The sequence below is a fragment of the Arthrobacter pascens genome, assembly GCF_017052465.1.
Classification (GTDB): Bacteria; Actinomycetota; Actinomycetes; order Actinomycetales; family Micrococcaceae; genus Arthrobacter; species Arthrobacter pascens.
On the sequence record NZ_JAFHKT010000104.1, the window covers coordinates 1 to 12,406 of the forward strand.

The 12,406-nt window shown below is 64.8% G+C and carries 13 protein-coding genes and 2 pseudogenes; 6 read left to right on the forward strand and 9 right to left on the reverse strand.

The genetic code is table 11. The annotated features are described in order from the left end of the window. Nucleotides 1–138: pseudogene (locus tag JYA52_RS02470) on the forward strand (IS481 family transposase); the annotation flags it as partial. 282 nt (nt 139–420) lie between these two features. Here JYA52_RS02470 and JYA52_RS22745 read toward each other — a convergent pair. The 5 genes and pseudogenes from JYA52_RS22745 to JYA52_RS02490 form a co-directional block, all read right to left on the reverse strand. Beyond that, nucleotides 421–549, reverse strand: a pseudogene (locus JYA52_RS22745) (LacI family DNA-binding transcriptional regulator); the annotation flags it as partial. 709 nt (nt 550–1,258) lie between these two features. Continuing rightward, nucleotides 1,259–1,777, reverse strand: a complete 519-nt coding sequence (locus tag JYA52_RS02475) for a cyclophilin-like fold protein (RefSeq protein WP_205651569.1) — start codon at nt 1,775–1,777, stop codon at nt 1,259–1,261. Between the two features lie 163 nt (nt 1,778–1,940). After that, complete coding sequence (locus JYA52_RS02480; RefSeq protein WP_205651570.1) at nt 1,941–2,921, reverse strand: aldo/keto reductase; 981 nt, start codon at nt 2,919–2,921, stop codon at nt 1,941–1,943. A 26-nt stretch (nt 2,922–2,947) separates the two neighbouring features. Further along, on the reverse strand, nt 2,948–3,715 hold the full coding sequence (locus tag JYA52_RS02485; RefSeq protein WP_205651571.1) for an SDR family NAD(P)-dependent oxidoreductase: 768 nt from the start codon (nt 3,713–3,715) through the stop codon (nt 2,948–2,950). A 119-nt stretch (nt 3,716–3,834) separates the two neighbouring features. After that, nucleotides 3,835–4,812 (reverse strand): helix-turn-helix transcriptional regulator, encoded by a 978-nt coding sequence (locus JYA52_RS02490; RefSeq protein WP_205651610.1) that lies wholly within the window; start codon nt 4,810–4,812, stop codon nt 3,835–3,837. Between the two features lie 210 nt (nt 4,813–5,022). On the opposite strand from JYA52_RS02490, the gene JYA52_RS23045 reads away from it, so the two are divergent. Next, complete coding sequence (locus tag JYA52_RS23045) at nt 5,023–5,187, forward strand: excalibur calcium-binding domain-containing protein (protein ID WP_372433709.1); 165 nt, start codon at nt 5,023–5,025, stop codon at nt 5,185–5,187. Nucleotides 5,188–5,334: 147 nt separating this feature from the next. Here JYA52_RS23045 and JYA52_RS02500 read toward each other — a convergent pair whose 3' ends face one another. Both JYA52_RS02500 and JYA52_RS02505 read right to left on the reverse strand, forming a co-directional pair. After that, nucleotides 5,335–6,060: an excalibur calcium-binding domain-containing protein gene (locus JYA52_RS02500; RefSeq protein ID WP_205651573.1), complete on the reverse strand. Its 726-nt coding sequence runs from the start codon at nt 6,058–6,060 to the stop codon at nt 5,335–5,337. A 45-nt stretch (nt 6,061–6,105) separates the two neighbouring features. Next, nucleotides 6,106–7,407 (reverse strand): GmrSD restriction endonuclease domain-containing protein, encoded by a 1,302-nt coding sequence (locus JYA52_RS02505; RefSeq protein ID WP_443623170.1) that lies wholly within the window; start codon nt 7,405–7,407, stop codon nt 6,106–6,108. 512 nt (nt 7,408–7,919) lie between these two features. On the opposite strand from JYA52_RS02505, the gene JYA52_RS02510 reads away from it, so the two are divergent. Together JYA52_RS02510 and JYA52_RS02515 are read left to right on the forward strand one after the other, a co-directional pair. Further along, nucleotides 7,920–8,444, forward strand: a complete 525-nt coding sequence (locus JYA52_RS02510) for a hypothetical protein (protein WP_240459879.1) — start codon at nt 7,920–7,922, stop codon at nt 8,442–8,444. Between the two features lie 142 nt (nt 8,445–8,586). Next, the gene (locus tag JYA52_RS02515; protein ID WP_205651576.1) at nt 8,587–8,958 is read left to right on the forward strand and encodes an MATH domain-containing protein; all 372 of its coding nucleotides are present in this window, start codon (nt 8,587–8,589) and stop codon (nt 8,956–8,958) included. Between the two features lie 77 nt (nt 8,959–9,035). Here JYA52_RS02515 and JYA52_RS02520 read toward each other — a convergent pair whose 3' ends face one another. Both JYA52_RS02520 and JYA52_RS02525 read right to left on the reverse strand, forming a co-directional pair. Next, nucleotides 9,036–9,764 carry a hypothetical protein gene (locus tag JYA52_RS02520; RefSeq protein WP_205651577.1) on the reverse strand — a complete coding sequence of 243 codons (729 nt, stop codon included), beginning with the start codon at nt 9,762–9,764 and terminating at the stop codon, nt 9,036–9,038. An 85-nt stretch (nt 9,765–9,849) separates the two neighbouring features. Beyond that, on the reverse strand, nt 9,850–10,887 hold the full coding sequence (locus tag JYA52_RS02525; RefSeq protein ID WP_205651578.1) for a helix-turn-helix transcriptional regulator: 1,038 nt from the start codon (nt 10,885–10,887) through the stop codon (nt 9,850–9,852). 120 nt (nt 10,888–11,007) lie between these two features. Here JYA52_RS02525 and JYA52_RS02530 point away from each other — a divergent pair, with 120 nt between their 5' ends. Both JYA52_RS02530 and JYA52_RS02535 read left to right on the forward strand, forming a co-directional pair. Continuing rightward, a complete protein-coding gene (locus JYA52_RS02530) occupies nt 11,008–11,406 on the forward strand; it encodes a DUF1304 domain-containing protein (RefSeq protein WP_205651579.1) in 399 nt (132 codons plus the stop codon). A gap of 72 nt (nt 11,407–11,478) precedes the next feature. Then, nucleotides 11,479–12,372 carry a potassium channel family protein gene (locus tag JYA52_RS02535; protein WP_205651580.1) on the forward strand — a complete coding sequence of 298 codons (894 nt, stop codon included), beginning with the start codon at nt 11,479–11,481 and terminating at the stop codon, nt 12,370–12,372. Nucleotides 12,373–12,406 lie beyond the last annotated feature (34 nt).

The window sequence follows — 12,406 nt, forward strand, 5'->3', positions numbered from 1 at the left end:
CCCTACACATCAGAAACCGAGCGAGCAGCCACGTACCCCGATTGGCTACATCAGTACAATCATCACAGGACCCATACCGGCATCGGAGGAAAAACTCCCATCAGCCGCGTTCATAACCTCCGTGGGAATTACACCTAGGGCGCGCAGGCTTTGGGTCTCTTCCTCGGACAACCGCAGTGAAAGCACCAGGACGGCATCGGCGCGCCCCCGGAGTGTCTGGCCTTCAAAGAAGCGTCGGCGCCCGTCGGCATCTCCGAGCTCGTACAGCAGCACGTCCCGGCCCGCGGCCCTGAGCGCCGCGCCGACACTGGAAATGACCTGGCCAAAAAACCACTTGGTGGCATCCGGGACGATCACGGCGATGGTGCCTGTCACCCCGGTCGCGAACCGCGCCGCACTCGGCGACGCCAGGTAGCCGACCTCGGCCGCGATGTCCTTGATCCGCTGCCGGGTCGCCAGCGAAACGCCGGGAACGTCACGCAGCGCCCGGGACACCGTGGACACGGCCACGCCCGCCCGCTCTGCCACCTCTTCAATCTTCGCCGTCACAGCAAGCTACGCTACGCGACGAACATCGCCGCACGCAAGCGCTTGCGTCTTTGCTGTTGCGGTGAATATTCGCCTGTGCACAAAGAGAGCGCAAACGCTTGCTTCCTTCACGCGGCTGCTCCGAAGGGGCGTCGGGGTGCTTCCGTTGCCTTCTGGATGCGCTTTGCTCGGACGCGTTCTGGCGAGGGCCAGCCAAGCCAGCCTGTGCTACATCGCGCCACTCCGAGAAGCCCCCGGCCTAATTTCTCGCTCGGAATAGCTTCCCGGAAATGCAGGCATCCTCGTCTCGTAACGCTAGCGTTTCGAGACGCTGAGGTTTTGAGACACTGGAGGACCCGCAAAGGAGCAGCTTTACAAGCTGAAGCCCCTAGAGCGGTGAATCGCAGCGCCACCGGACGTCGTCTTGTTAGCGATAGGGCGAGCCCGAGTCCGGAGCGGAGACACCGCCGGAGCGCCAGACACAAGAAGTGGCTGTAGTCCTGGGCACGAGGACCAGGGCGCACCTATTCCCGCCACACCGGACCGGGCTATATCTCGAAGCGGTAGCCCAACCCTGGTTCTGTTGTCAGATGCCGGGGCTTAGTGAGTCCTCCTCAAGCTTGCGCCTGAGCTGCGCCCTGTCCTAGTGTCCGGTGTTCTGTCCTGTCCGGGTTGAGTGGGCAGGTTCGGGGCGGGCGTGCTGGCTGACCTATCCCCCCCAATAGGGGTGTTATCCCCGCTCCACGCGCATGTCCACATCGCCCGGCAGGTTTTCGAAGACGCTGAGGTCTGAGGTGATCTCACCCATTTTGGTGAGGGTGGGAACGGAGCTGGTTTCCTCGTAGATGATGGTGATGCTGTCGAGGGGGTTGTAGTAGACGATGTCTCCGGGTTGCACGTCCGTGTAGAACGGACCGCTTTCCGTCATCGGGGCGTTGAGCTCGGTGATGTATTCGATGCCGGCGTTCCGGAACCAGGGCAGCGTGACCGGTAGCATGGCGGCGAAGTCCTGGGCGACTTGGGTGTCATTGAGCGTCGCGGTCATGACCACATCACCGGCGGTGATGGTGATCGGCGTACCGCCCGTGGAGGCATCTGCCGGGGCCGAGGACTCGGTGGTGGTGGCTGAGGACAGGTCCCTTGTCGTGGCAGGGGATGCGGTGATGTTCTCGGCTGAGGGTGTGGAGCATGCGGCGAGGGCGATCGCGGCCGTTGCCGTGAGGGCGATGATGGACAGTGGCTTTTTCATGTTTCCCTATGCGTTTTCGAGGGCCAAGCTTACAGTGGCCGCAATCGTGTGGTCGGCGAGACGCCTCACATCCCTGGGGATACGAGACATCTCATCGGGACGAGCATTGATTGACGTTGATTCTTGGAACTGGGACCTTTGGCGAGGACAGCACGGCCAGGAATCAGCGGTCGATCGAGGCCATGTTCGCGTCGTCGTGCCGCGCTCCTGCTGCGGGTTGGAGAGCGTTCAGGCGTTCGAGCTGGTTCGTGGTGAGCTCGACGCAGTCGGCTGCGGTGTTTTCCTCTACACGGGAGACGCGGCGGGTGCCCGGGATCGGGGCGATGTCCTCGCCGCGGGTCAGCACCCACGCCAACGCGGTCTGGGCTGGGGTGGCACCAATCTCCGCGCCGATGCTCTGGACTTCGTCGACGATGCGCAGGTTCCGGATGAAGTTTTCGCCCGTGAAGCGCGGGTTGGTTTTGCGCCAGTCGTCGTCGGCGAAATCCTCCACAGTACGGATCTGCCCGGTGAGCAGACCATGCCCGAGCGGCGAGTAGGGGACGAAGCCGATGCCCAGTTCACGCAGCAGCGGCAGAATTTCGTCTTCGACGTCGCGGGTCCACAGGGAGTACTCGGTCTGCAGGGCCGAGACGGGCTGCACGGCGTGTGCCCGGCGGATGGTGTCCGGGGAGGCTTCGGACAGGCCGAAATGCAGTACCTTGCCTTCGGTGATCAGGTCCGCAACGGCCCCGGCGGTCTCTTCGATGGGTATGTTCCGGTCGACCCGGTGTTGGTAGTAGAGGTCGATATGGTCGGTGCCCAGTCGCTTCAGGGATCCCTCGACGGCCGTGCGGATGTTCGCTGCGCTGCTGTCCGTGACACCGGGGCCGCCACCGGAGTGGGAGACAAGGCCGAACTTGGTGGCGATCTTCACTTCGTCACGGCGTCCCTTGATTGCTTGGCCGACGATTTCCTCGCTCAGGAACGGCCCGTAGATCTCCGCTGTGTCGATGTGGGTGACTCCGAGCTCGAGTGCACGGTGGATCGTGCGGATCGATTCGGTGTTATCCAGGGCGCCCTCGCTGGTGTAGGTGCCGGCCATGGTCATGGCGCCGAGGCCGATGCGGGAGACTTCCAGGTCTCCGAGACGTGCGGTTTTCATGCTGTGTTCTCCTTCGGTAGGGTTTTTCAGGCCTGGGAGGTGGGCATGGCCCACAGCTCGGCGATGGAGGATCGGCGGTGGCGGGTCACCATGTACGCGACGCTCTCGGCGATATCCTCAGGCTGCAGCTTTTCGGGGATGTTCTTCGCGTCGGAGACGGCGAGGTCGCTTTTGATGGTGTCGTTGTTGTGTGAGATCAGTTCTGTTTCGACTGCGCCGGGCTCGAGTACGCCGACCCGGACGTGCTTCTTCGTGATCTCCTGGCGGAGCGCTTCGGTGAAGCCGTTCACGCCGAACTTCGTCATGTTGTACGCGGCGAAGTTCGCCCATGCCTGCCGGCCGGCGATCGAGGAAATGTTGACGATGTCCGCGACGCCGCGCAGTTCGTCCTCCGCTGCAGCCAGCAGGTGCGGGAGGGCCGCCTTCGTGATGTAGAGCAGACCGCTCTGGTTGACCGCGATCATCCGTTCCCACTCGTCGATGTCCTGATCGACAACCGGTCCGAGGAGCATGAGCCCGGCGTTGTTGATGAGAATATCCAGGCGGCCGAACTGGTTTACCACCTCTGCTACAGCCTGTTCAGCCTGGGTTCGGTCAGTGATGTCAGCAGAAACGGCGTAGGCAGTGCCGCCGGAACCTGCGATCTCGGCCACGAGTGTGTCGAGGCGGTCCTTGCGCCGGGCGACGACGGCGACGGACGCCCCCTGCTCGGCGAGGGCACGGGCGGTGGCGTCACCGATGCCGCTGCTCGCGCCGGTGACCAGGGCAACAGTTCCGGTCAGTTTTTCTGTCATTGGTTGTTCTCTTTCATAGGGGTTTGGCTGAAATTGGGCAGACGTCAGCAAAGCTGGTTCAACGCGAGTTGCCTAGCTTGTTGAGTTTGTTTTGCTCTTACGGTGAAGGCGGAGCGTTCTTAGTCAGTTTCCTGTTCGGCCTTTTCCACGGCCTGGATGCGAGGTTGCGCCTGGGAACGGGAAGTTATGGCCGGTTCTTCTTCTGCGTCCTTGGTGGTGGACGGCGCCGCCGCCCAGCTGGCCAGGAACGCCAGCGCGCTTGCAGAGGCCGAGCCGGGCTCTGCGGTGAAGGTGAACAGGGTCTGGCCTTCGTCGCCGGGCAGGTGCAGGGTCTCGAACTGCAGGGACAGGTCCCCGACCACCGGGTGATGGAAGCGCTTGGTCCCGGTGGTGTGGATCCGCACGTCGTGCCCGGCCCATAGCGCGGCGAACTGTCCGCTGCGAGTGGTCAGCTCACCGATCAGTTCGTTCAGTGCCCGGTCGTGCGGGTTCCGGCCTGATTCCAGGCGCAGCATGGCCACCGTGGTGGCGGCCACCGCGTTCCAGTCCGGGTACAGGTCCCCGGCGCCGGGGTCGAGGAAAAGGTAGCGTGCCTGATTCGGCGGCCTGCCCGGAAGGTCGTGGCCGAAGGACACTGTTGAGTTGAAAACGTCTGCGTACAGTGCCCGGCCCAGAAGGTTGGCTGCGAGCACGTCCGAGCGGCCGTTCTGCACCAGCGCGGCCACGCCCGTCATCCCGTCCAGCAGGCGCAGCACCCCGGACCGGACCCGCTGCTGGGCCGGCTTCCTGGGAGTACGGCGTGCCGGTGTGTTGGCGGTCCGGGCCAAGTCCATCAGATGGGCCCGCTCGGCCTCATCCAGCTGAAGGGCGGCGGACACGGCCTCGAGGACTGAGTCGGAGACACCGCGGAGGCTGCCGCGTTCCAGCCTGGTGTAGTAGTCGGTGCTCACCCCGGCCAGCTGCGCCACTTCCTCACGCCGCAGGCCCGGCACCCGGCGCAGTTCCCCATAGCTGGGGACACCTGCCTGCTCCGGGCTGATCTTCGCGCGGCGCGAGATCAGGAACTCACGGATGTCTTCTCTTCTGTCCACATCCATCACGCTACGCACCCGGGGTGGACAGTGGCAGTGTCTGTTAGACACCCCCAGTGGCGTCCGGACGTCCGACAGGTGGGGACCGTAGAATTGTTTGCCTTTGATAAAAGGGTGGGCAGTCTCATAACCCTTCGGATACGAGACGTCTCGACGGTTGCATGCTCGGCTCGCGAAGGTACGGTGGTACGCTGCGAGTCGGCGATTCTCATAACTATGTGTCGAAACCGAGTTGCTAAATCGCTGTACCAACCATTAGTTACGAGACACTTGGAAACTGCACCGCCGCCAGGGCCGCTGGCGCTGCGCCTGTCTGCGCGGGCACCGGGATACGCACCCCACCACCTCGACCGTGACAGCGACGGTAGCGGCTGCGAATAATGCAGGCTGCCGCGTCGAGTGGCGCGGGGCCCCCATGTTCAGGGGGCTGACGCACGGCGGGACTCATAGTCCTTAAAGCAGTCTGCCGTGGATGCATTCCACGAAGGAAGACATCCACGGCAGGGCTGTTACTTTGGACAGCTTTGGCTACGACTCGCAGGCGACGCCGTCGCGATCGCGGTCAAGGCTGGTGCTGTAGCCAGCCTGCCCGGCGTACAGCGGCGCGGCTCCTGCGGCCTTTGCTGCGGCGCAGTTGGCGTAGTAGGCGGAGGCGGGTGCCGGCGGGGCAGCCTGCTGCACCGGAGCCTGCGGGACGGCCTGCTGCGCCGCCTGTTCGGCCGCCAACTTCTCGGCAGCCGCAGCCGCATCCGCGGCAACCTTGTCCGCGGCAGCCGTATCGGCGGCCGCTTTATCAGCGGCTACTTTGTCCGCTGCAGCCTTGTCCGCGGCAGCTTTCGCAGCTGCAGCCTTTACTGCAGCAGCCTTCTCGGCGGCCACTTTGTCTGCAGCAGCCTTCTCCGCCGCTGCCTTTTCCGCCGCAATCGTGTCAAGGTTCTTGACGCCGAGATGCACGGTGGAGCCCTTTGCCACCTGTGCACCGTCCGTGGGGTCTTGGGACACTACCTGCCAGTTCTTCTTCACAATGATCGACTTGCCGTCCACGGTGTCCTCAGCCTCGACCTCGAGCCCGAGATCCTCCAGCTGTTCCGTGGCGACATCCAGGGTCAGGCCCACTACGCCTGGAACCGTGGCAGTCTCTTCAGCCACTGCAACAGCGGTTGCTGATTCTGCCGGCTGCGCAGCCTCCTGCTTGCCGCCGCATCCAGTCAGCATGAGGCCGGCCAGTACGACTAATATCAATGTCTTTTTCATTTTTCCCCCTTGGAAAGTTTGAAACTGTGGAGTGATGGAATTGGTCTAGCTCTCGCAGGCAACGCCGTCGGAGTCGCGGTCCAGCGCCGGTCGATAGCCCGCCGACCCGGCATACAGCGGTGCTGCACCAGCAAGTTTGGCCGCCGCGCAGTTGGCGTAATAGGCGGCAGCCGGTGCTGCCGGAGCGGGGGCGGGCACCGGTGCTGCCGGAACGGGGGCAGGCACAACCGGCGCCGGAGCTGCCGGTGCCGGGACCGGGACAACGACAGCGGGGGCAGGTGCCACGGCGGCCGGGGCCGGAGCAACGACAGCCGGGGCAGGTGCCACCACCGGTGCAGGCTCAGGAGCCGCCGCCGCGGCGGCCGGCGCCTTCTCATTTGTTGGTGCGAGCTGGCCCGAACAGTCGGCCAGGATCCTGGCCATCGCGTCGTGCTCCGCCTGGGTAACCCACAGGCTGTACGTCGCCTTCACCGAAATCTGCCGGGCAACGTATTCGCACCTGAAGCCCTTGTTTGGCGGCAGCCAGGTGGCTGCGTCGCCGTCGCCCTTTTGCATGTTTGTCGGGCCGTCCGTCGACTGCAGGTTCAGCGGGTCATTGGCGAAGGCTGTCCGCTGTTCCGTGGTCAGCTGCTGAGCGCCCTTCTGCCAGGCGTCGCTGAGGGCAACAACATGGTCGATCTGGACGGCGCTGCTGGTCGCAGCCCCCCGCAGGAAGTTGATGGTGGTGCCCGTGTAAGGGTCCGCCAGCGTGCCGGAGCGCACCTTGCACGGGACGCTGTTGGTGTATTTGATACCGGTGAGGTCTCGTTTGAGAGTGTCATTCCGGGTGTCGCAACCGTTGCGGTCAACGTCTGCCCATGCCTGGCCGAACAGCGCGCGGTCATATCCCGTCTTTGGCGCCCGGCCCTTGATGGGAAGGGTGGCCAGCAGGTCGACCGCCTTAGTGGCGAAGGCAGGCTGCGTCTTTGGAGCCGTCACGCTGGCGCCCTGCGCCAAGAGGGGCAGGCTGTCAGGATCCAGCGGGGAGCCTGTCTCCTGCACGGTTGGAGCGGACGACGGCGTCGGCGTCGCTGTGGAGGTAGGGCCCGCCTCTGCGGAGGCTGGCGAGGCAGTGCCCTCCGACGAGGCGGCCTCCAGCTCCGCCGTCGCACTGCGCGGCATCGCCAAGCCGCCCGCGATAAACAAGGCAAAGGCGGCAGCAAGCGCAATGGCCCCCGCCTTCCGCTTGGCCGGGAGCCACGCCCACGAACGGCGCCCGGTCGCCAGGACATAGAGACCGGTGAGGGCGGCCGAGATGGCCAGGACGACCAGGGCACCCCCAATGCCGCCACTGAATGCCCCCAGCATCACGAACAGCGCGGTAATGCCCCCGACAATGAACGTGGACGCGCGTGGCTTTCGCGGTGGCCTCGGGCCTGGTCCCGCACCGGTTGGTCCTGGTCCCAGAAGGCTCTCGTACTTCGACATTCGTATCCCCATTAATAAAGGCCCGGCGAGTAGCCGGGCCTTTTGCTTAAGCCGAAATGTAGCTAATGAAAAGCGTATTTCCCCGGCGCCTGGGGAAAACGACAACAGCGTTGATCTTGGGGCAACGTTGATCCAGTCTTGAGCCAACCTTGAGGATCCGTGTCACACTGCGCATCCAACGCGTAACTGCCACGCATCTTGTGCATGAGGCGCGCGCACCGCTGGCTCGTCTCGGTCCCTTGTTGCTGGTGAGATGCATGGGTCGGCTTCAGCAGCGTCCGCCCGTAACTGCAGCGGAATGCCCGGGAGCGCCTGGGATAGGCTCGCTCGGGACCGAACAAGCACTGACTCAAACTTTCAGGGCGGGGAATTCATTGGATCTACTGGGCGGCATGAGCCGCGACGAACTCAGCATCTCTACTTGGGTTGCCGCCGCCGTCTTCGCGCTTGTGGCCGGCGTCTGGCGTCCGCGCCGGCTTCATTGGAACGCCCTTGGCTCCGCCCTGGTCTTCGCTGCCCTCAACGCGGGTGCCGGGATCTACGTCCTGAACCACTTCAGTGACTCGCGCTGGTCCACAGGCGGAGAGCCGCCGCTGAGCGCGCCGTCGTTTTCCGGGACGCCTGTCGTGGGGCAGTTTCTGGGACCCCTAGACTCCGCTCTGAACGGAGTGGTCGGCGGGGTGAACGAGTTCCTGGCGTTCAAGCAGGCACTTCCCGTCGCGCTGGACTTCCTTGCCGCGTCCGGCTGGGCCCTGCTGGTGACGTTCCCGCTTGCCATTCTCGCCGCCGGCATCAGTTACGCCGAGGCTAGGCGCCGAACGGCGGACTTCGAAAAGTACCGTGCCACCGTTGACCTGCTCCAAGAGGAACTTGAGCAGGTCAAGCGGCAGATCTCGTCAGGAAATTCCGGTCGGTGAACACCTGCCTCCGTCGCTGACGAATCATAACTGTGTGTCGAAACCGTTTGGTGGAATGGCAGTACTCACCTAGCCACCGGAACGCCAAGGGCCTGTATATAGACTGCTGTGGTAGGTGTACCTCGACTATTAGGAGAAGTTCATGAGCTACAGCGGAAGTCAGTCCGAGAAGCCGGTAGCAGCCGGTGACCTAGACCGCAGCCATATCGGTCAGACGGTGAGCTTTGAATCGAACGACTTCACGGTTGTCTTCGGAACACTCTCCGGCATTGCCCGGACCGAGGCCATGGTGTACCTGTCGCTTCAGGGGGTGGGCGGCGGCACACATCTGAAGGACGAGTACGACGTGCCTGTCAGCCAGAACGTCTACGTTCAGCTGGATCCCCTGAGCACCGCCGGGAAAACCCTCGCGGACGCGGAACGGGTCATCAAGGAGAAGTTCGACGAGATCAAGAAGAACCTCCGGGACCGGGAACAGAAACCGGACGCCGAACAGAAGCCCGACTCCGAGTAACCGGAATCCGGCCAGCAAGGAACCCCGCAGTGCCCAGCACTGCGGGGTTCCTCTGTCACGCGCCCAGAGCGCTCCCACTACCCGTGAGTGACCACAGCACCCACCAGAGCGAACAACGTCCCGGCCGCCAAGGCAACGAGGGCACGTTTCCGGGTGGGATACAGCCAGCGCACTGCGAATACAGCAACTGCCAGGATGACGCCGTTGACGACGCTCAGGATGACCGCGACCCACTCGGTCCCGGTGGCCACGCCGAAACCTCCGCCGCTGCAACCGCTGATCCCGCACCAGAAAAAACCGGCCACCATCCACTGCGGAAGGCTCAGCAGAACTGCCAGCGGCACGGCCCACCAGAGCTTGCTGACGTCCGGGGTGACCCCGCGCAGCGCCACCCGCGGATACTGAGCCGAGGCGCCGGGCAGGCCGGCGGCCGGAACCTGTGCGACCCTCCGGATACCAAGGACAATCAACCGGAAGACACCCGTGTTGACCACCGCAAGGAGGACGTATCCCAGATAATAGAGGACCGTCGTCGGGCTCAATCCGGCCAAACTGAACTCATCCGGCGAGGTCGGACCCTCGGAACTAAACATGCCGATGATCAAATAGGCAGCCGACAGGGGCAGTGTCAGATACACCATGGCGAGCAGCAGGCCCTCTTTGGTTCGGGCATCCAGGTCCAGCCCCAAGCCATTGGTAAGTAGCGCCGCAACTACTGCGGCGACCGTCACCGACAGATAAACGACGACGGCGGCTCTGGCCCAGCGCGGCAAGGCCCTTTCATTCGGCCGAGATCCACTACTCACAACGCTCCCCCTTGACGTCATTCCGGCCCGCTCGCACGCCGGGGTTTCGACAGGCTCAACCAGCGACAGGCTCAACCACCGGAGGCTAAACCAGCAGCTTTGCCACCAGCTCCCCGCGGCTGCCGACGCCCACTTTTCCGTAGAGCGCCTTCAGGTGGTCGTGCACCGTGTGCGGGGAGATGAACAGATTCCGGGCGACGTCCGCCGTCGAAATTCCGGACAGAAGCTCCAGGCAGACCTCCCGCTCACGGGCGGAGACCCCGTAGGCCGCCAGCAGGAGGCTGACCACGTCGTGCGTGGTGGCCGGCTCCACGGTGACCACCATCTGCTCGGGGTCGTCGCCCGTAATGAGGCGGCTGGCCTGCAGCACCACCCAGTTGCCGCCGGCGTCCCGCATTCTGGCCCGGGCAGTGCCTGAGACGGAGGCATGGGCCTGCGCCACGACAGAGTGCAGCGTCATGGTGAAACCGCCCGGCGCCGCATCCTCCACCTCGGCCAACCACAGGACCGCGGCAGGAGTGGCCGCCCGCAGTTCGCCGTGGATGCCGGCGATCACGATCACCGGCCCACCCGCAGCGGCGCGTTGCCCGCGCCGCACCCGCACGGCCACCCGGGTGGCAGCTGCCAGGGTGGCGGTGACGGCGTCCAGGAACTCCACCTCGCGGTCCGAGAAGTCCTGCCCGCCCTCCCGGAAGATACTGCCCACACCCCAGCACGCCTCGTCCACCCGGAACGCCCCGCGCAGCTCATGATGCAGACCCAGTGGTCCCAACAGGTCGTTGATCCGGACGCTGCGGACCACGTCCCGGTGCGGGGCATCGGAAATCCTGGCCACGGGCCGCGGCCGCCGCAGCAGCTCCCTGAAGGTGTTGGGTTCGGCGCCGGTGTACTCGGACTCGGCGAAGCGGGCGGCATATTCGTCCGTCACCGGCCACGGCCGCCAGTTGGTCACGGACGTCATCCCCAGCGTGTCCGGGTCCACCGCGGCCCAGCAGCCCTGGTCGAACGGCACCGCCTGCCGCACCACGGCCAGTGCCGCAGTGTAGAGCTCAGCCAGGTCCAGGCCGCCCGCGGCGAGGTCCGCCATCTCCCGCCGGGCGCGCTCAGCGCGCTCCTCCCACATACGTCCAGTATCCGGCCGGAGGGCCGGACCGCAATCCCCCAAACCGGGGATTGCGTGGGTCTCCAGGAACCCCCGGTGAGGGGATCGCAGGGCCGCGCGCCGCCGTCGTACTCTTCCTCCATGAACGCCGTATCGCAGCTCTTCGCGGTGCTTGCCGCACTGATCTATATCGTGGTGTTCCCGCTGGAAAGTTTCTTCCTGCGGCACCCGGCAGCGCAGAAGTTCCTCAGCACACCTGCACAGAACGTGCCCGCCGTGATGATGTGGGCCATCCCCACCGGCTTCCGCAACCTTCTGATCGGCTTGGGGAACATCGCCGGGGTGGTTGCGGTGAACACCGGCTACCTGGTGGTGGGCTACACCCTGGTGGTCTACTGCTGCGCCAACATGGTGCTCAGCGGCGCCGCCATGGGGCTGGCGGACTGGCTGGGCCACTATCCCAAGAAGGGCGACAGCATCCCCGGCACGCTCGGCGCGACCGTCCCGCCCCTTATTGCGCTGGCTGCGCTGCCGTTCTGAGCAAGCTGGCGCCGTCGCTCTGTCCCCCGATGTCCATCACGGGTTCCGACAGTGCCGCCCATAAGATGAGGCATGGACTTCGAGGACACGCTTTGGACGGTTTTGGGGGCCGGGCTGGTTCTGCTGATGCTCGTCGACGTCTTTCGTACGCTCCTATACCCGCACGGTTCCGGTCCAGTAGGCCGGGCGATCGTGCGCGGATTCTGGCTGGCGTCAAGGAAACTGCGCGGCCGGGGCTCTTTCATCGCAGCACCCTTGGCCATGGCCGCTGTGATTGGCGCCTGGGCAGCCTTGGCGGCCATCGGCTGGGCCCTGCTTTATCTGCCCCATCTGCCGGCCGGTTTTGTGCACGCGGCCGGGGTTCCACAGCGGGGCGACTTCGCCGAAGCGCTGTACATTTCCCTTGTCACGCTTTCCACTGTGGGGTTCGGCGAAATCGTGCCGGCACATCCGCTGCTCAGGCTGGTTGTGGCCCTCCAGGCCGTCACGGGTTTCGGGTTGCTGACGGCAACGGTCACCTGGATCCTGCAAACGTACCCGGCCCTGAACCGCCGCCGGGCCCTCGCCCACCAGCTGAACCTGTTCAGGGAGGCTGCAGGTCCGGCCGGTGTCTTGTCGCTGGACCCCCTGCACGCTGCCGGGCTGTTGGAGTCAATGGCCGGAAACGTGGCGTCGGTGAGCATAGACCTGCTTGCGTTCCATGAAACCTACTACTTCCGCGAAGTCGAGCAGCGCGGCTCCCTGCCGGCCACGGTCGCCTACGCCCAGGAGCTGGCGTCCGAGGCCCAGCGCAGCGCGAACCCTGAACTCCAGTTCGCCGGACGGATGCTCCACGCGGCGCTGGACGGACTCGCAGACGTCCTTCGCGGCAAATTCGGCCATCCAGGAACAACGTCTTCCGATGTGTTCGACAGCTACGAGCTGCACCACCGACACCGGCGGCGTGGAGAACAGGACGCAAACTAGGTCCACGGCCATTCCGCGAACCGTGTACTGACGC

Bases quoted from the DNA above. Each gene is read 5' to 3' on its own strand.
- JYA52_RS02475 (WP_205651569.1), bottom strand. From the start codon at position 1,777: ATGAAAAAGCCACTGTCCATCATCGCCCTCACGGCAACGGCCGCGATC.
- JYA52_RS02480 (WP_205651570.1), bottom strand. From the start codon at position 2,921: ATGAAAACCGCACGTCTCGGAGACCTGGAAGTCTCCCGCATCGGCCTC.
- JYA52_RS02485 (WP_205651571.1), bottom strand. From the start codon at position 3,715: ATGACAGAAAAACTGACCGGAACTGTTGCCCTGGTCACCGGCGCGAGC.
- JYA52_RS02490 (WP_205651610.1), bottom strand. From the start codon at position 4,812: ATGGATGTGGACAGAAGAGAAGACATCCGTGAGTTCCTGATCTCGCGC.
- JYA52_RS23045 (WP_372433709.1), top strand. From the start codon at position 5,023: ATGTGTCGAAACCGAGTTGCTAAATCGCTGTACCAACCATTAGTTACG.
- JYA52_RS02500 (WP_205651573.1), bottom strand. From the start codon at position 6,060: ATGAAAAAGACATTGATATTAGTCGTACTGGCCGGCCTCATGCTGACT.
- JYA52_RS02505 (WP_443623170.1), bottom strand. From the start codon at position 7,407: ATGCTGGGGGCATTCAGTGGCGGCATTGGGGGTGCCCTGGTCGTCCTG.
- JYA52_RS02510 (WP_240459879.1), top strand. From the start codon at position 7,920: ATGAGCCGCGACGAACTCAGCATCTCTACTTGGGTTGCCGCCGCCGTC.
- JYA52_RS02515 (WP_205651576.1), top strand. From the start codon at position 8,587: ATGAGCTACAGCGGAAGTCAGTCCGAGAAGCCGGTAGCAGCCGGTGAC.
- JYA52_RS02525 (WP_205651578.1), bottom strand. From the start codon at position 10,887: ATGTGGGAGGAGCGCGCTGAGCGCGCCCGGCGGGAGATGGCGGACCTC.
- JYA52_RS02530 (WP_205651579.1), top strand. From the start codon at position 11,008: ATGAACGCCGTATCGCAGCTCTTCGCGGTGCTTGCCGCACTGATCTAT.
- JYA52_RS02535 (WP_205651580.1), top strand. From the start codon at position 11,479: ATGGACTTCGAGGACACGCTTTGGACGGTTTTGGGGGCCGGGCTGGTT.